Below are 17,322 nucleotides of genomic sequence, written 5' to 3'. Positions count from 1 at the left end.
GCAGCCGGACGGCACCACGTCCTACACCCGTGACGGTACTTTCCACCTCGACTCCAACGGCCAGATCGTCAACGCCAGCGGTTTCGCCCTGGAACCGGCCATCGTCATCCCGAACAACGCGCAGAGCTTCACCGTCGGCACCGACGGCACCGTGTCGATCACTGTGCCTGGCAACCCGGCCGCTCAGGTGATCGGCAACCTGCAAACCGCCGACTTCATCAACCCGGCCGGTCTGCAAGCGGTGGGCAACAACCTGTTCCTCGAAACCGCTGCTTCCGGCGCGCCGCAAATCGGCACCCCGGGCCTGAACGGTTTCGGTACCACGCTGCAGAACACCCTGGAAGGTTCCAACGTCAGCACCGTTGAAGAGATGGTCAACATGATCACCACTCAGCGCGCTTACGAGATGAACTCCAAGGTGATCTCCACCGCCGACCAGATGCTCTCGTTCGTAACGCAGAATCTGTAATCAAGTCTATGGGGCGGCCATGAGGCCGCCAGCAACACCGTGAGGTAGGGTCATGAAACGCTTCGTATCTGTTCTGGCATTGGGTGGGGTCGTCTCGCTCGCGGGCTGCGTCGCACCGACGCCCAAGCCCAATGACCCTTACTACGCTCCGGTGTTGCCGCGCACGCCATTGCCGGCGGCGGCCAACAACGGCTCGATCTATCAGGCCGGCTTCGAGCAGAACCTGTACAGCGACCGCAAAGCGTTCCGGGTCGGTGACATCATCACCATCACCCTGAACGAGAAGACTCAGGCGAGCAAGAACGCCAACTCCCAGGTGGCCAAGAACAGCAAGACTGGCATCGGCCTGACTTCGCTGTTCGGCGGCAGTGGCACCACCAACAACCCGTTGGGCGGTAACGACCTGAGCCTCGACGTCGGCTACAGCGGCGACCGTGCGACCAAGGGCGACAGCAAGGCGGCGCAGGGCAACACCCTGACCGGCTCGATCACCGTGACCGTGGCCGACGTGCTGCCCAACGGCATCATCGCTGTGCGCGGCGAGAAGTGGATGACCCTCAACACCGGCGACGAGCTGGTGCGGATCGCCGGTCTGGTGCGTGCCGATGACATCGCCACCGACAACACCGTGTCGTCGACCCGTGTCGCCGATGCGCGCATCACCTACTCGGGCACCGGTTCGTTTGCCGATGCGAGTCAGCCAGGCTGGTTCGACCGTTTCTTCCTCAGCCCGCTGTTCCCTTTCTAGGTGGCGACTTTGAAATTCAAACACCTGATGCTGGCTGCGGCCCTGTTGTCCGCAGCCTTTGGTGCCCACGCCGAGCGGCTGAAAGACATCGCCAGCATTTCCGGCGTGCGTTCCAACCAGTTGATCGGTTACGGCCTGGTGGTCGGGCTTAACGGCACCGGCGACCAGACGACGCAAACCCCGTTCACCCTGCAGACCTTCAACAACATGCTCTCGCAGTTCGGCATCAAGGTGCCGCCGGGATCGGGCAACGTGCAGTTGAAAAACGTCGCGGCGGTGTCAGTGAGTGCCGATCTGCCGGCCTTCGCCAAACCGGGGCAGCAGGTCGACATCACTGTGTCCTCCATCGGTAACTCCAAGAGCCTGCGCGGCGGCACCCTGTTGCTGACCCCGCTCAAGGGTATCGACGGCAACGTCTACGCCATCGCTCAAGGCAACCTGGTGGTCGGTGGTTTCGATGCTGAAGGGCGTGACGGTTCGAAGATCACCGTCAACGTTCCGTCGGCCGGTCGTATTCCGGGTGGCGCTTCGGTAGAGCGTTCGGTGCCGAGCGGTTTCAACCAGGGCAACAGCCTGACGCTGAACCTCAACCGTTCCGACTTCACCACCGCCAAGCGCATCGTCGACAAGATCAACGACATGCTCGGCCCTGGCGTGGCGCAAGCCATCGACGGCGGTTCGATCCGTGTGACGGCGCCGCTCGATCCGAGCCAGCGCGTCGACTATCTGTCGATCCTCGAAAACCTTGAGGTCGACCCGGGTCAGGCGGTGGCGAAAGTCATCATCAACTCGCGTACCGGCACCATCGTCATCGGCCAGAACGTGAAAGTCTCGCCGGCCGCCGTGACCCACGGCAGCCTGACCGTGACCATCACCGAAGACCCGATCGTCAGCCAGCCTGGCCCGCTGTCCAACGGCCAGACCGCGGTGGTTCCACGTTCGCGGGTCAACGCCGAGCAGGAGGCCAAGCCGATGTTCAAGTTCGGCCCGGGCACCACCCTCGACGAGATCGTGCGGGCGGTGAACCAGGTCGGCGCGGCACCGGGTGACCTGATGGCCATTCTCGAAGCACTGAAGCAGGCCGGCGCGTTGCAAGCCGACCTGATCGTGATCTGAGGACGGCGACCATGGATATGCGCAAAGGCAGTCTGGTGGGCACTGGCGATTCGGGTTCGTACTCCGACCTCAATCGTCTGAACCAGCTCAAGGTCGGCGACAAGAACAGCGACGCGAACATGCGCAAGGTGGCGCAGGAGTTCGAATCGCTGTTCCTCGGCGAAATGCTCAAGTCGATGCGTTCGGCCACCGAGGCGTTGGGTAAAGACAACCCGATGAACACGCCGGCGGCCAAGCAATATCAGGAAATGTACGACCAGCAACTGGCGGTGTCGCTGTCCCGCGAGGGCGGTGGTATCGGTCTGGCCGACGTGCTGATGAAGCAGATGTCGAAGAACAAGCCAATGGCGCCGGGTGAGGCGGCGGCCGCGTCCGCCGCCAAGCAGGAAGCGGCGAAAGCCGCTGCGGTGCAGACGCCGATTGCTGCCGGCACCACTGGCACCGGCCCGCTGTCGCGGCTCAATGGCGAGCGCCCGTTGTGGGCCTCGCGTTCGCTGCATGCGCCGAACACTCAGTTGGCGCACGCCAACGACATGGAAATGATCAACAAGCGTCGTCTGGCACTGCCGCCGAAACTGGCCGATCGTTTGCTCGCCGGTCTGGTGCCGTCGGCCACGCCGACCGCCGCCAACGCGTTGCCGCAACGCACCGAGAGCACGGCCGCCACCGGTTCCGGTCCGCTGTACAACGGCGACTGGCTGAGCCGTGCCGAAGACGCCAAGGCGTCCGGCGGGCAGATGCAGATTTATGGCCGGGCGATGGCGCAGATTCCGCTGGCGCCGGCCAAGCGCGCCTTCAGTTCCGCCGACGAATTCGTCAACACCATGCTGCCGATGGCCAAAGAAGCCGCGGCGCGTATCGGTGTCGATCCGCGTTATCTGGTGGCGCAAGCCGCGCTGGAAACCGGCTGGGGCAAATCGGTGATGCGCGCCCAGGATGGCAGCAGCAGTCACAACCTGTTCGGGATCAAGGCCAGCAGCAATTGGACCGGCGATTCGGCCCGGGCGATCACCAGCGAGTTCCGTGACGGGCAGATGGTCAAGGAGACGGCGCAATTCCGTTCCTATGCCTCGTACAAGGACAGCTTCCACGATCTGGTGACTTTGCTGCAGAGCAACAATCGCTATCAAGATGTGCTGAAGTCGGCCGATAACCCAGAACAGTTTGTACGCGAGTTGCAAAAGGCCGGTTACGCGACCGACCCGAACTACGCGACGAAGATTTCGCAGATAGCCAAGCAGATGAACAGTTTTGAAAACTACGCTGCGGCCGGCGTTTCAACGACGCCTCTATAAACATACGGTAAGGTTTGAATCATGAGTTTGCTCAATATCGGGATGTCGGGGTTGGCCGCGAGTTCTTCCTCTCTCGCGACTACAGGTAACAACATTGCCAACGTCGACACCGCCGGTTATTCACGCCAGCAAACCGTGCAGAGCACCAAGTCCTCGCAGCAGTTCGGCAATGTCTTCATCGGTACGGGGACGACCCTGGCCGATGTGCGCCGGGTCTACAACTCTTATCTCGAGAACCAGCTGCATACCGCCACATCGCTCAATAGCGAAGCGGCTGCGTACGGTGCCCAGGCTACTGCGCTGGATGCCTCGATGTCCGATACCAACACCGGCCTGACCGGTGTGCTGCAAAAGTTCTTCACCACGATGCAGGGCGTGGCAACCTCGGCCACCGACGACACTTCCCGTCAGTCGGTGCTGACCGGTGCACAGGCGCTGACCAGCCGCTTCAATGCGCTGGCCAAACAGCTGAACGATCAGAACACCACGATCAACGGCAACCTGGACGACATGACTTCCCAGGTCAACAAGCTGGCCACTTCGATTGCCAATCTGAACCAGAAGATCGGCGAGATTTCCACCAGCGGCGGCCAGCCGAATGATCTGCTCGACACCCGAAACGAAGCTGTGCGTCAGCTCTCCGAGCTGACCGGGGCGCAGGTCGTCGAGCGTGGCAGCAGTTTTGACGTGTATATCGGTACCGGCCAGCCGCTGGTGATCGGCAACACCACCAACACCCTTAGCACCGTGCCGAGCAAAGACGATCCGACGCGCATGGCCATCCAGATGGACCGCGGCTCAAGCGTGATCGACATCACCTCGGCGATGAGCGGTGGCGAAATCGGTGGCTTGCTGACCTATCGCAAAGAAGTGCTCGACCCTTCGCTCAATGAGTTGGGGCGTGTCGCGCTGGTGGTGGCCGATCAGGTCAACAGTCAGCAAGCCCAGGGCATCGACAAGAACGGTGACTTCGGCGCGGCGATCTTCAACAACATCAACAGTGCCGCGCTGATCAGTCAGCGCAGCATTGCGCAGTCGGGCAACAGCGCAGGTTCGGGCAACCTCGATGTCACCATCAAGGACACCGGCAAGCTGACCACCAGCGATTATCAGGTCACCTTCACCAGCGCCACCGACTACTCGGTCAAGCGCTCCGATGGCACCGACATGGGCTCGTTCAGCACGACGACCACGCCACCGCCAGTGATCGACGGTTTCACCCTGGCCCTCAATGGCGGTGCACTGAGCGCTGGTGACACCTTCAAGGTGACCCCGACCCGTAACGCAGCAACCTCCATTCAGACCGTGCTGACCGATCCGAAGAAAATCGCTGCGGCAGCGCCGTTGACCGGCGTGGCCAGTGCCAGCAATTCCGGCACCTACACCCAGCCGACGCTGACCGATTCGATCGACATCTACAACCCGGCGTCGCAGACCGAGTTGCAGAATGCGCTCAAGTATTCGACGCCGGTCAAACTGGTGTTCGGTGCGGTCGCCAGCGGCAGCCAGTCGTACAACATGGTCGACGCCAAGGGCAACACCATCGGTTCGGGCACCATCGTGCCGGGGCAGGCCAACACCTTGAACCTCAAGGTCGGCATGGTCGACTCCACCGGTGCTCCGGTGATGGACACCACTGTCACGCCGAACGTGCAGAAGACTTTCACCGTGCAGACCACCGTGGGCGCGACGCCGACGTCCGGCGAAACCTTCACCATCAACCTGACCGGCGCGGCCTCTTCGGACAACCGCAACGCGCAGGCGCTGGTCGGCCTGCAGACCAAGCAGACCGTGGACACCGGCAGCGGCAGCAAAGGCATCAGCCTGACCGACGCCTACAACAAACTGGTGACCAACGTCGGTACCAAGGCTGCACAGAGCAAGTCCGACAGCGACGCCACCTCGGTGATCCTCGATCAGGCCAAGGGCGCGCGTGATTCGCTGTCCCAGGTCAACCTCGATGAAGAGACCGGTAACCTGGTCAAGTATCAGCAGTACTACACAGCGTCTTCGCAGATCATCAAAGCTGCGCAGGAAACTTTCGCCACGCTGATCAACAGTCTTTAAGGAGTCGTAATTCATGCGCATTTCCACCGCTCAGTATTACGCGACGCAAGCTGCTCAATATCAGCGCAACTACAGCAAGACGGTCGCGACCGCCAACGAAGCGAGCAGCCTGCAGCGCATCAACACCGCTGCCGACGATCCGATCGGCGCCGGTCGACTGCTCAAGCTGGGTCAGCAAAGTGCGATGCTCGACCAGTATCAGGGCAACATCGACACCACCAAGAGCGCGCTGACTGTGCAGGAGTCCACTCTGAACTCCATTACCACGGCTCTGCAGCGCGCCAAGGAAATTGGCCTGGCCGCCAACAACGGCATCGCCACCGATGCTGACCGCAAGGCTTACGCGGCGGAACTGGGCCAGATCCAGCAACAGGTACTGGGCCTGATGAACTCCAAGGATGCCAACGGCAACTATCTGTTCTCCGGTTCCAAGACCGACACCGCGCCGTACTCGCAGAACGTCGATGGTACCTACACCTACAACGGTGATCAGACCCAGATCAACCTGGGCATTGGCGACGGCATGTCGGTAGCGACCAACACCACCGGTTGGGACGCGTTCCAGCAGACCATTAACACCAGCCGCACCCAGACCACCATGACCGCTCCGGCGGTGGATGACGGTCGTGTGGTGCTGTCCAACGGTACGATCGGTACCGCTGCGACATACAACGCCAAGTTCTCCGGTGGCCAGCCGTACACCGTAAGCTTTGTCAGCAGCACCCAGTTGAAGATCACCGATGCCCTGGGTAACGACGTGACGTCCGAGGCCAGCCAGAACGGTGTGATCAGCAATAGCAACGGTACTAACCAGGCCGTCAGCTTCCGTGGCGTCGACTTGAAGTTGAACATCAACCTTAAGGCCGGTGACACTAACCCTGACGCAGTCATCGCCGGTCACAGCTTCCAGCTGTCGGCCACGCCTGACTCGTTCACCACGGCGCGCAGCCCGGGCAACCCGTCGACCGCAGTGATCACCGGTTCCAGCGTGACCGACCAGGCGGCCTACAGCGCGGCCTTCCCGTCAGGTGGCGGCGCAGTGCTGAAGTTCACCAGCGCCACCGACTTCGATCTTTACGCGGCACCTGTTACCGCCGACAGCAAGCCAGTGTCGTCGGGCACCGTGGTCGGTGGCAATGCCACGGCTGCCGGTGTGACCTTCGCCATCGGCGGTACGCCGGGCGCGGGCGATCAGTTCTCGATCCAGTCCAACAACCACCAGACCCAGAACGTACTCGACACCCTGGGTCAGATGGTCACGGCGCTGAACCTGCCGATCGATAGTGATCCGGTGGTCAAGCAGAAATTCCAGGGGGCCATGGAATCGGCGTTGGGCAACCTCGACAGCGCCTCCAACCAGATTGGCGCTGCGGTGACCTCGATCGGTGCTCGCGGGCAGTCGCTCGATGATCAGGACACGACCAACCAGAGTCTGATCCAGGCCAACACCACGACCCAGGGTTCGATCCGTGATTCGGATCCGGCCGAGGTGATGACGCGCCTGACCTTGCAGCAGACCATGCTGCAAGCCTCGCAGTTGGCCTTCAGCAAGATCAGTCAGTTGGGTCTGTTCAACAAGATCTGACACTGGACGGGCGCGCAAGCGCCCGTTTGTCTCGTCCCTCAGTTAATGTTTTTTTGCGGTTTCAGGGGCTCGCTTCACCGAGCGGGCTCGTACCGCCTGTGAGCCCGCCGTGAATTCACTTCCTCTCGTCAGTCTGGTCATCCCTGCCTTCAACCCGCGCTTTTTCGAGCGCGCATTGCGCAGCGCTGTCGGCCAGGGTTATGGCAATCTCGAAATCATCGTGTGCGATGACAGTCGTGGCGATGAAATCGAAGCCATTGTCGCGGCGATGATCGAGCAGAGCGGGGTCGCCGTACATTACGTGCGTAACCCGCGCACCCTGGGCATGGTCGGCAATCTGCAGGCCTGCCTGGATCTGACCCAGGGCGAATTCATCAAGTTTTTGTGTGATGACGATCAGCTGTTCGCCAGCTGTATCGAACGTCAGGCCGATGTGCTGGCCCATCGTGACGAGGTCAATCTGGTGCTGGCCCAGCGTCTGTTCTGGGACGCCGACGACATGGTGCTGCCTTCACGCCTGGAAAATACGCCACTGTCACCGGTCAGTGGGTTGTTCAAGGGTGAGGACCTGCTGGCGCTCTTCGAGACGTTCCCGTCGAACCTTCTTGGTGGTTTCAGTAATGCCCTGTTCCGTCGCGCCGACGTTGTCGAGTTACTGCCGGCGCTGACGCAGCCGGACCACTGTTTTGTGGCAAGCCTGGATTTCGCATTGTTCGTGTGTTTGCTGCGACGCGGCAACGCGGTGATCTCCAATCATGTCTTGAGTATCGAACGCCTGTACCCGGATCGCCTGAGTGGCCAGCAAGTGATGAAGGATGCTTTGGCCGTCGAGCAGCAATGGCTGCTGCAAATGCTCAAGGCGCGTAGCGGAGAGTCGGCGCCTGCGAAGGGCTGGGCGCGTTATGTGCCTATGCCCAAGGCGGATGAGTCGCCCCGGGTCTGGGTAGAACTGCCGCTGAGCCGCTCGCTCGGCACCAAACAGAGTGCCCAGGTCTGGCAGGTGGGCGCGGACAGCCAGAGTTTTGCCGAACTCTATGCGCAATGGCTGGAGTGCCGCAGGCTCAGTGATGTGCAGAGCAGATTGCTGCCGGACACGCTGGCGAGCTGGCCTTCCACGCCGCGAATCGTGCCAGTCGTGGTGGACGAGCAGGGCAGTCCGGCGGCGCTGGAACGTACACTGGAGAGTCTCGCCGCGCAGGTCTATCCGCCCGAGTTGACGCTGGTACTGTCCACCGATTGTTCCGAGCCGGTACTGGACGGACGGGTGTTCCATTTGCCGCTGCAGGACGATTATCTGCAACAGATCAATCAACTGCTGCCGCAGCTGGAAGGCGCTGACTGGTTTTATCTGCTGCGCGCCGGTGATCGTCTGGTACCCCCGGCCCTGCTGATGATGGCCGAGCGCATCGCCTTCAACGGCGCCCTGCATTGTCTGTACAGCGATGAAGGCAGCTTGCGTGCAGGGGAATCGGTGGAGCCGGCATTCAAGCCCGACTTCAACCTGGATCTGATGCGCAGCTACCCTTATGTCGGTCGCGCGCTGGCATTCCGGCGAGAGGTTTTTCTGGCACTCGGCGGTTTCGATTCGACCTTCACTGAGCTTGCGCCTCACGACATGCTCTGGCGTATGGTTGAAGACCACGGCACCCAGGTCGTCGGACATCTGGCCGAGATTGCCATCGAGTCGACATTCGACCTGACCCAGTGGCTGTCGCTGCCAGCCGTGACGCAAAACAATTCACGATTGCTGTCGGCACATCTTGAACGTCTGGGTATCTCCCACGACCTGCGCCGAGGCAGTGTCGAACTGCTCAATCGAGTCGATTATCGGCATGCGCATCGACCGTTGGTCTCGATCATCATTTCGACCCGCGACCAGATTGCAGCGCTGCAACGCTGTGTGGAAAGCCTGCTGGAAAAAACCGCTTACAGCGAATATGAGCTGTTGCTGGTCGACAATGGGAGTCAGACCGCCGAGGCTCGTACGTGGCTGGACGGCATGGCGCAATTGGGCAGCGAACGCATACGCGTGCTGACCTACCCGCAGCAGGGCAATGTCGCCGCATTGCGCAACTTTGCCGTGAGTCAGGCGAGGGGCGAATACGTCCTGCTGCTCAATCCTTACACGGTGATCACTCAGGCTGACTGGCTCGACGAGCTGCTCAATCATGCTCAGCGCCCGGAAGTCGGCATTGTCGGCGCCAAACTGTTCAATCCCGATGGCTATGTTTTGCATGCAGGTCTGGTGCTCGGCTTGCAGGGGCCGGCCGGCCTGCCATTCTATGGCCAGTCGATGCAATCCTCCGGCTACATGTTCCGTTTGCAGGTGGTCCAGGATCTGAGCGCTGTCGGCGCCGATTGCCTGATGTTGCGCAAGTCGGTGTTCGATGCAGTGGGTGGCCTGGATGAGCAGAGCCTGCCGCGCATGCTGCATGAAGTGGATCTGGCGCTGCGCGTAGCCCGGCAGGGTTATCTGGTGGTGTGGACGCCCTATGCGGCGCTGGCGCTGGGCGCGCAGCCGGTAGATGCGGTCAACGATGAAGAGGGGGTCGCGCACAATCAGCAGGAAGAAACGTTCTTCAAACGCTGGCTGCCGGTCGTTGCCCGTGACCCTGCCTACAATCCCAATCTGTCTTTGCACAAACACACGGGCTCAAGCTTCACGCTCGAACCGGGCCTGCGCACCGGCTGGAGTCCTTTCAGCACTAGCACCCAGCCGAAGATTCTCGGGTTGCCGATCAATGCCTCGGCGATCGGTCACTATCGCGTCACGCAACCGCTGATCGAACTCGAAGCGGCAGGACGGGTACAAGGGCAGATTCGCTATAGTGTGAACCTGCCGCCGATCGTTGAAATCGAGCGTATGTCGCCTGATGTAATCGTTCTGCAAGGGCGTTACACGGAGGCGTCGGTCAACGAAATGCCGGTGCTGTGCAACTACTTCAATGCGCGGCGCATCTACGAGCTGGATGACTACGTCATTGATGTGCCACATCGCAATGCGCATATCCGCAACATGCCGGACAAGTATGAAATGGAGCGCATTGTTCGCCGGGCGATCGGCATGTGCGACCGCGTCGTGGTCTCGACTCAGCCGTTGGCCAACGCATTGTCGGACATGCATCACGACATCCGCGTCGTGCCGAACATGTTGGCCAGAGAATTCTGGTGCAACCTGCGCAGCCAGCGCCGGACCTCGAAAAAGCCGCGAGTCGGCTGGGGCGGCGGCACCAGTCACCATGGTGACCTGGCGGTGATCGCCGATGTCGTGCGCGAACTGGCGGATGAAGTCGACTGGGTATTTTTCGGCATGTGCCCGGATGACCTGCGTCCCTACATGCATGAATTCCACGGAGTGATTCCCCTCGATGCGTATCCGGCGAAACTGGCCAGCCTCAATCTCGATCTGGCGTTGGCGCCGCTGGAGTTTCATATCTTCAACGACTGCAAGAGCAACCTGCGTCTGCTGGAGTACGGTGCTTGCGGTTACCCGGTGATCTGCACCGACACCGAAGCGTATCGCGGCTATCTGCCGTGCACGCGGATCAAGACCAACTCCACGGATGAATGGTTGCAGGCAATCCGCATGCACCTGGCCGACCCGGATGCCAGCTACCGCATGGGTGACGAGTTGCGTGAGGTGGTGCTGCGCGACTACATCTTGCGCGGCGACAATCTGCGTTACTGGGAGAACGGCTGGCTGGCGGATTGAGCGATTCGCGCAGGCCTTCCTGAAAAACAGGCGACTTTGCAGTCGCCTGTTTTTTTTTTGCCTGTGAAACTCGTAATTGCATCAATCCTGATACATTTTTTTGCCGACGGCTTAAGCCGTGACGGGGGTGTGTCGATATCAACACAATCGTTGATCTCCAGTGATCGCTGCGATGTCGTTTATCGCCCGCGACGAGTACCTATTCACAACAAGGCAAGGAAGAAGTAATGGCAGTAATAAACGGGACAAACGGCGCGGATACGCTGATCGGTACGAGCGGGGATGATGAGATCAATGGCCTGGGTGGCAATGATCTGATTATGGGTGGGGCCGGTGCCGACAAGATCGACGGCGGTGCGGGTACCGACACGGTGGATTACTCGGCGTCTGCCGCAGGCATCAATATCGACATCCGTTACACCGTGCCAGGGCGTCCGGGCATTGGTGGCGACTCGGAAGGCGATACCCTGTTCAACATCGAGAAGGTCATCGGTACGGCCTTCAACGATACGTTCAGCATCGATACCATCGGGGCGACCTTTGAAGGTGGCGCGGGCGATGATGTGTACATCCTCAACACGGGCAATGCGACGGTCGTCGAGCAGGCGGGCGGCGGCAATGACGAAGTGCGGACCAACTATGGCGTGATAGGCCTGAACGCCAACGTCGAGCGCCTGACTTACACCGGCACCGGCGCGTTCACCGGTTACGGCAATGCCAGCGACAACATCATCACCGGCGGTATCGGCAACGACACCCTGTTCGGTGGCGACGGCGCCGACCAGTTCATCGGCGGTGCCGGTTTCGACATTGCGGGTTACACCGACAGCACCGTCGGCGTGACCGTCAACCTGAAAACCGGCGTCAACTCGGGGATTGCCAAGGGTGACACCTTCGTTGATATCGAAAGCATCCGTGGTTCGAACTACAACGACACCTTCATCGCCGATAGCCGCGCTATCGCTTTCGATGGCGGCACCGGCATCGACACGGTGGACTACTCGACTTCGGCGGCTGCGATCAACGTCGACATCCGCTACAACACTCCGGGTCGTGCCGGCATCGGTGGCGACTCCGAAGGCGATACCCTGTTCAACATCGAGAAGGTTATCGGCTCCGCCTTCAACGATACTTTCAGCATCGATACCATCACGGCGACCTTCGAGGGTGGCGCGGGCGATGATGTGTACATCCTCAACACGGGCAATGCGACGGTCATCGAGCAGGTGGGCGGCGGCAATGACGAAGTGCGGACCAACTTCGGTCAAATCGGCCTGAATGCCAACGTCGAGCGCCTGACCTACACCGGCACCGGTGCATTTATCGGCTACGGCAACGCCAGCGACAACATCATCACTGGCGGGATTGGCAACGACACCCTGTTCGGTGGTGACGGTGCCGACCAGTTCATTGGCGGTGCCGGTTTCGACATCGCGGGTTACACCGACAGCACCGTCGGCGTGACCGTCAACCTGAAGACCGGCGTGCACAGTGGTATTGCTACCGGTGACACCTTCACCGACATTGAAGGTCTTCGCGGTTCGAACTACAACGACACCTTCGTTGCCGATAGCCGCGCCATCGCTTTCGATGGCGGCACCGGCATCGACACGGTGGACTACTCGACTTCGACGGCTGCGATCAACGTCGACATCCGCTACAACACTCCAGGGCGTGCGGGCATCGGAGGCGACGCCGAAGGCGATACCCTGTTCAACATCGAGAAGGTTATCGGCTCCGCCTTCAACGATACTTTCAGCATCGATACCATCTCGGCGACCTTTGAAGGTGGTGCGGGCGATGATGTATACATCCTCAACACGGGCAATGCGACGGTCATCGAGCAGGCGGGCGGCGGCAATGACGAAGTGCGGACCAACTTCGGTCAAATCGGCCTGAATGCAAACGTCGAGCGCCTGACCTACACCGGCACCGGCGCATTTATCGGCTACGGCAACGCCAGCGACAACATCATCACTGGCGGCGCGGGCAATGACGTGTTGTTCGGTGGTGACGGTGCCGACCAGTTCATCGGCGGTGCCGGTTTCGACGTCGCAGGCTATACCGACAGCACCGTCGGCGTCACCGTGAACCTGAAAACCGGCGTCAACTCGGGAATTGCCAAGGGCGATACCTTTGTCGATATCGAAAGCATCCGTGGTTCTAATTTCAACGACACCTTCGTTGCCGATAGCCGCGCCATCGCCTTCGATGGCGGCACCGGCATCGACACGGTGGACTACTCGACTTCGACGGCTGCGATCAACGTCGATATCCGTTACAACACTCCAGGGCGTGCGGGCATCGGAGGCGACGCCGAAGGCGATACCCTGTTCAACATCGAGAAGGTTATCGGTTCCGCCTTCAACGATACTTTCAGCATCGATACCATCTCGGCGACCTTTGAAGGTGGTGCGGGCGATGATGTATACATCCTCAACACGGGCAATGCGACGGTCATCGAGCAGGCGGGCGGCGGCAATGATGAGGTGCGCACCAACTATGGCGTGATAAGCCTGAACGCCAACGTCGAGCGCCTGACCTACACCGGCACCGGCGCGTTCACCGGTTACGGCAACGCCAGCGACAACATCATCACTGGCGGTATCGGCAACGACACCCTGTTCGGTGGCGACGGTGCCGATCAGTTCATCGGCGGTGCTGGTTTCGACGTCGCGGGCTATACCGACAGCACCGTCGGCGTCACCGTTAACCTGAAGACCGGCGTCAACTCGGGGATTGCCAAGGGTGACACCTTCGTCGATATCGAAAGCATCCGTGGTTCGAACTTCAACGACACCTTCGTTGCCGATAGCCGGGCCATTGCTTTCGATGGCGGCACGGGCAACATGGATACGGTCGACTATTCGACCTCGGCTGCCGGCATCAACGTCGACATCCGTTACAACACTCCGGGCCGTGCCGGCATTGGCGGAGATTCGGAAGGCGATACCCTGATCAACATCGAGAAGGTCATCGGCTCCGCATTCAACGACACCTTCAGTATCGACACCCTGACGGCGACCTTCGAAGGTGGCGCGGGTGATGATGTTTATATCATCAACGGTGCTGGCGGCACGGTCATCGAACAGGTGGGCGGCGGCAATGACGAAGTGCGCACCAACTATGGTGTGCAAGGTCTCAATGCCAACGTCGAGCGCCTGACCTACACCGGCACCGGCGCGTTCACCGGTTACGGCAACGCCAGCGACAACATCATCACCGGCGGTATCGGCAACGACACCCTGTTCGGTGGCGACGGCGCCGACCAGTTTATCGGCGGTGCCGGTTTCGACATCGCGGGTTATACCGATAGCACCGTCGGCGTGACCGTCAACCTGAAAACCGGCGTCAACTCGGGCATTGCGAAGGGTGACACCTTCGTCGATATCGAAAGCATCCGTGGTTCGAACTTCAACGACACCTTCGTCGCCGACAGCCGGGCGATTGCCTTCGATGGCGGCACGGGCAACATGGATACGGTCGACTATTCGACCTCGGCTGCCGGCATCAACGTCGACATCCGTTACAACACTCCGGGCCGTGCCGGCATCGGAGGCGACGCCGAAGGCGATACCTTGATCAACATCGAGAAAGTCATCGGTACCGCATTCAACGATACCTTCAGCATTGACTTGCTAACGGCGACCTTCGAAGGTGGCGCGGGTGATGATGTTTACATCATCAACGGTGCTGGCGGCACGGTCATCGAACAGGTGGGCGGCGGCAATGACGAAGTGCGTACCAACTATGGTGTGCAAGGTCTCAATGCCAACGTCGAGCGCCTGACTTACACCGGCACCGGCGCGTTCACCGGTTACGGCAATGCCAGCGACAACATCATCACTGGCGGGATCGGCAACGACACCCTGTTCGGTGGCGACGGCGCCGATCAGTTCATCGGCGGTGCGGGTTTCGACATTGCGGGTTACACCGACAGCACCGTCGGCGTGACCGTCAACCTGAAAACCGGCGTGCACAGCGGTATTGCCACCGGCGACACTTTCACCGACATCGAAGGTATCCGTGGCTCGAACTTCAACGACATCTTTGTCGCTGATGGCCGGGCGATTGCCTTCGATGGCGGCACAGGTATCGACACGGTGGATTACTCGACCTCGGCTGCCGCGATCAACGTTGATATCCGTTACAACACGCCAGGTCGTGCCGGCATCGGAGGCGACGCCGAAGGCGATACCTTGATCAACATCGAGAAAGTCATCGGTACCGCATTCAACGATACCTTCAGCATTGACTTGCTAACGGCGACCTTCGAGGGCGGCGCGGGCGATGATGTGTACATCATCAATGGCGTAGGCGGTACGGTGGTCGAGCAGGCCGGTGGGGGTATCGATGAAGTGCGCACCAATTATGGCTTCCAGGCGCTGACGGCAAACGTGGAACGCCTGACCTATAACGGTACCGGTGCGTTCACCGGTTACGGCAATGCCATCGACAACATCATCACTGGCGGTATCGGCAATGACACGCTATTCGGTGGTGATGGTGCCGACCAGTTCTTCGGTGGTGCGGGTATCGACACGGTCGGCTACACCGACAGCACTGTCGGTGTGACCCTGAACTTCAAGACCGGAGTCAATTCCGGCATTGCTGCAGGTGACACCTACTCAAGCATTGAAAGATTCCTGGGCTCCAAGGCCGGCGATATCTTCATCGGTTCCAGTACGGCCATGGCCATGGATGGTTCCGATGGCGTCGATCTGGTCAGCTATGAGCAATCCGACAGCGCCGTGACCATTGACCTGAAAACCAATGCCAACGCGGGTGACGCGGCTGGCGACACGTTTGCCGGTTTCGAGATTTACCAGGGCAGCAACTTCGACGACACCTTGTCCGGATCGATCTACAGCGACATTTTTGTCGGTGGCGCAGGTGCCGACCGGATCGATGGGCGTGAAGGGTTTGACAGTGCGTGGTACGTCAACAGTGCTGCTGGCGTGAACATCAACCTGGCCACCAACGTAAACCAGGGTGGGGACGCGCAAGGCGATGTCCTGCTCAATATCGAGCGCGTGGTGGGAAGTCACTTCAACGACACGATCACAGCCAGCGCAGTCGGCAGCCTTCTGGAAGGCGGGTTGGGCAATGACGTGCTGTATGGCGGTGATGGCAGTGACACCCTGTATGGCGGACTGGTTTCCCCGATCGCACCGTTCAGCGTGGCCGGGATTGCCAGTGGGCCCCAAGCGGACTTGCTGTATGGCGGTAATGGTGACGACTACATCTACAGCGCGGCTGACGACGTTGGAACCGTAGCTTATGGCGAGGCTGGCAGAGACACGATTACGGTTGCCCATGGCAAGGCCGACGGTGGTGACGGTAACGACACCCTGACGGGCACGGGCGACAACTTCGTGTTGCTTGGTGGGGCGGGCAATGACTCGCTGAACCTTGGCCTCAAGGGCGCGTTCGCATGGCATATGCCGGCTGACGGCTATGCCAACGGCGGTGAAGGTGATGACACGTATATCGTCAACACTGGCCTGCTGGTGACTATCCGTGACGATGGTCATAGCACCAATGACACGCTGATCCTGAACAACATTCAGTCAGCCGCGTCGTTGCAACTGGCGCGAGTCGGTGATGACCTCTACCTCAACGATGGCTATTTCCCTGTAACCGACCCAACCAAGCAAGGTGTCAAACTGCAGGACTGGTTCGCGGGTGGCAACACCATCGAACACTTCAAAGCGGCCAACGGTGATGTTCTGCCACTCAATGGTGACGGGTTTGCCATGTTTGGTTGATACCGCACCACGATGCTTTCCATGCCGGATGTGATGGGGAGATCGGGTGACGAAAACAGGCGACCTTGTGTCGCCTGTTTTTGTTTCGTCTCAAGTGGATATCTCCCTTCTGGTATTACATGAAATGGCTGTGGTCATGAGCTCGAAGCAAGATTTAAACAAAATTAACCTCAGCGTTATTTGAAGGTATCTAGTTCAACAACAAGGCAAGGAAGAAGTTAATGGCAGTCATAAACGGGACAAACAGCGTGGATACGCTGACGGGCACCAGTGGCGATGACGAGATCAACGCTTTGGGTGGCAATGATGTGATCAAGGGCAGCGGCGGCGCGGATAAGATCGATGGTGGCAGCGGCATCGACACGGTGGACTACTCGTCCTCTACTCAAGCGATCAACGTGGATATTCGATCGGGGGTTGCTCAGGCAGGGCGCGGTGGCGATGCCGAAGGTGACACCTTGCTCAACATCGAAAAAGTCATCGGCTCAGCCTTCAATGACAGCTTTACCGTGACAACGGCCGTCGCCACTTTCGAAGGTGGCGCTGGCGACGATATCTACTA

The 17,322-nt window shown here is 60.0% G+C and carries 9 protein-coding genes; all 9 read left to right on the top strand.

The window, feature by feature from the left end; all coding sequences use genetic code 11:
- On the top strand, positions 1-469 hold a 469-nt coding region (locus tag ACIOUG_RS16235), incomplete at its 5' end, for a flagellar hook-basal body complex protein (protein WP_401066936.1).
- Between the two features lie 52 nt (positions 470-521).
- Complete coding sequence (gene flgH / locus ACIOUG_RS16230; protein WP_007965503.1) at positions 522-1,217, top strand: flagellar basal body L-ring protein FlgH; 696 nt, start codon at positions 522-524, stop codon at positions 1,215-1,217.
- Positions 1,218-1,244: 27 nt separating this feature from the next.
- Positions 1,245-2,333: a flagellar basal body P-ring protein FlgI gene (locus ACIOUG_RS16225; RefSeq protein WP_177325661.1), complete on the top strand. Its 1,089-nt coding sequence runs from the start codon at positions 1,245-1,247 to the stop codon at positions 2,331-2,333.
- 11 nt (positions 2,334-2,344) lie between these two features.
- Complete coding sequence (gene flgJ, locus ACIOUG_RS16220; RefSeq protein ID WP_401066935.1) at positions 2,345-3,628, top strand: flagellar assembly peptidoglycan hydrolase FlgJ; 1,284 nt, start codon at positions 2,345-2,347, stop codon at positions 3,626-3,628.
- A 21-nt stretch (positions 3,629-3,649) separates the two neighbouring features.
- Positions 3,650-5,695: a flagellar hook-associated protein FlgK gene (flgK, locus tag ACIOUG_RS16215; RefSeq protein WP_401066934.1), complete on the top strand. Its 2,046-nt coding sequence runs from the start codon at positions 3,650-3,652 to the stop codon at positions 5,693-5,695.
- A 13-nt stretch (positions 5,696-5,708) separates the two neighbouring features.
- Complete coding sequence (locus tag ACIOUG_RS16210; RefSeq protein ID WP_401066933.1) at positions 5,709-7,280, top strand: flagellar hook-associated protein 3; 1,572 nt, start codon at positions 5,709-5,711, stop codon at positions 7,278-7,280.
- Positions 7,281-7,389: 109 nt separating this feature from the next.
- Entirely contained in the window at positions 7,390-10,992 is a 3,603-nt protein-coding gene (locus ACIOUG_RS16205; protein ID WP_401066932.1) for a glycosyltransferase, read from the top strand.
- A 227-nt stretch (positions 10,993-11,219) separates the two neighbouring features.
- Positions 11,220-16,760, top strand: coding sequence for a beta strand repeat-containing protein (locus tag ACIOUG_RS16200; RefSeq protein ID WP_401066931.1), 5,541 nt, complete (start codon positions 11,220-11,222; stop codon positions 16,758-16,760).
- 221 nt (positions 16,761-16,981) lie between these two features.
- Positions 16,982-17,322, top strand: a 341-nt coding sequence (locus ACIOUG_RS16195; protein ID WP_401066930.1) for a calcium-binding protein, incomplete at its 3' end; no start/stop codon positions are given.

It is taken from the genome of Pseudomonas sp. NPDC087803 (assembly GCF_044742995.1).
In the GTDB taxonomy this organism is placed as follows: domain Bacteria; phylum Pseudomonadota; class Gammaproteobacteria; order Pseudomonadales; family Pseudomonadaceae; genus Aquipseudomonas.
Note: the sequence above shows the minus strand (reverse complement) of the source record. Positions and strands in the feature narration are given on the sequence as shown.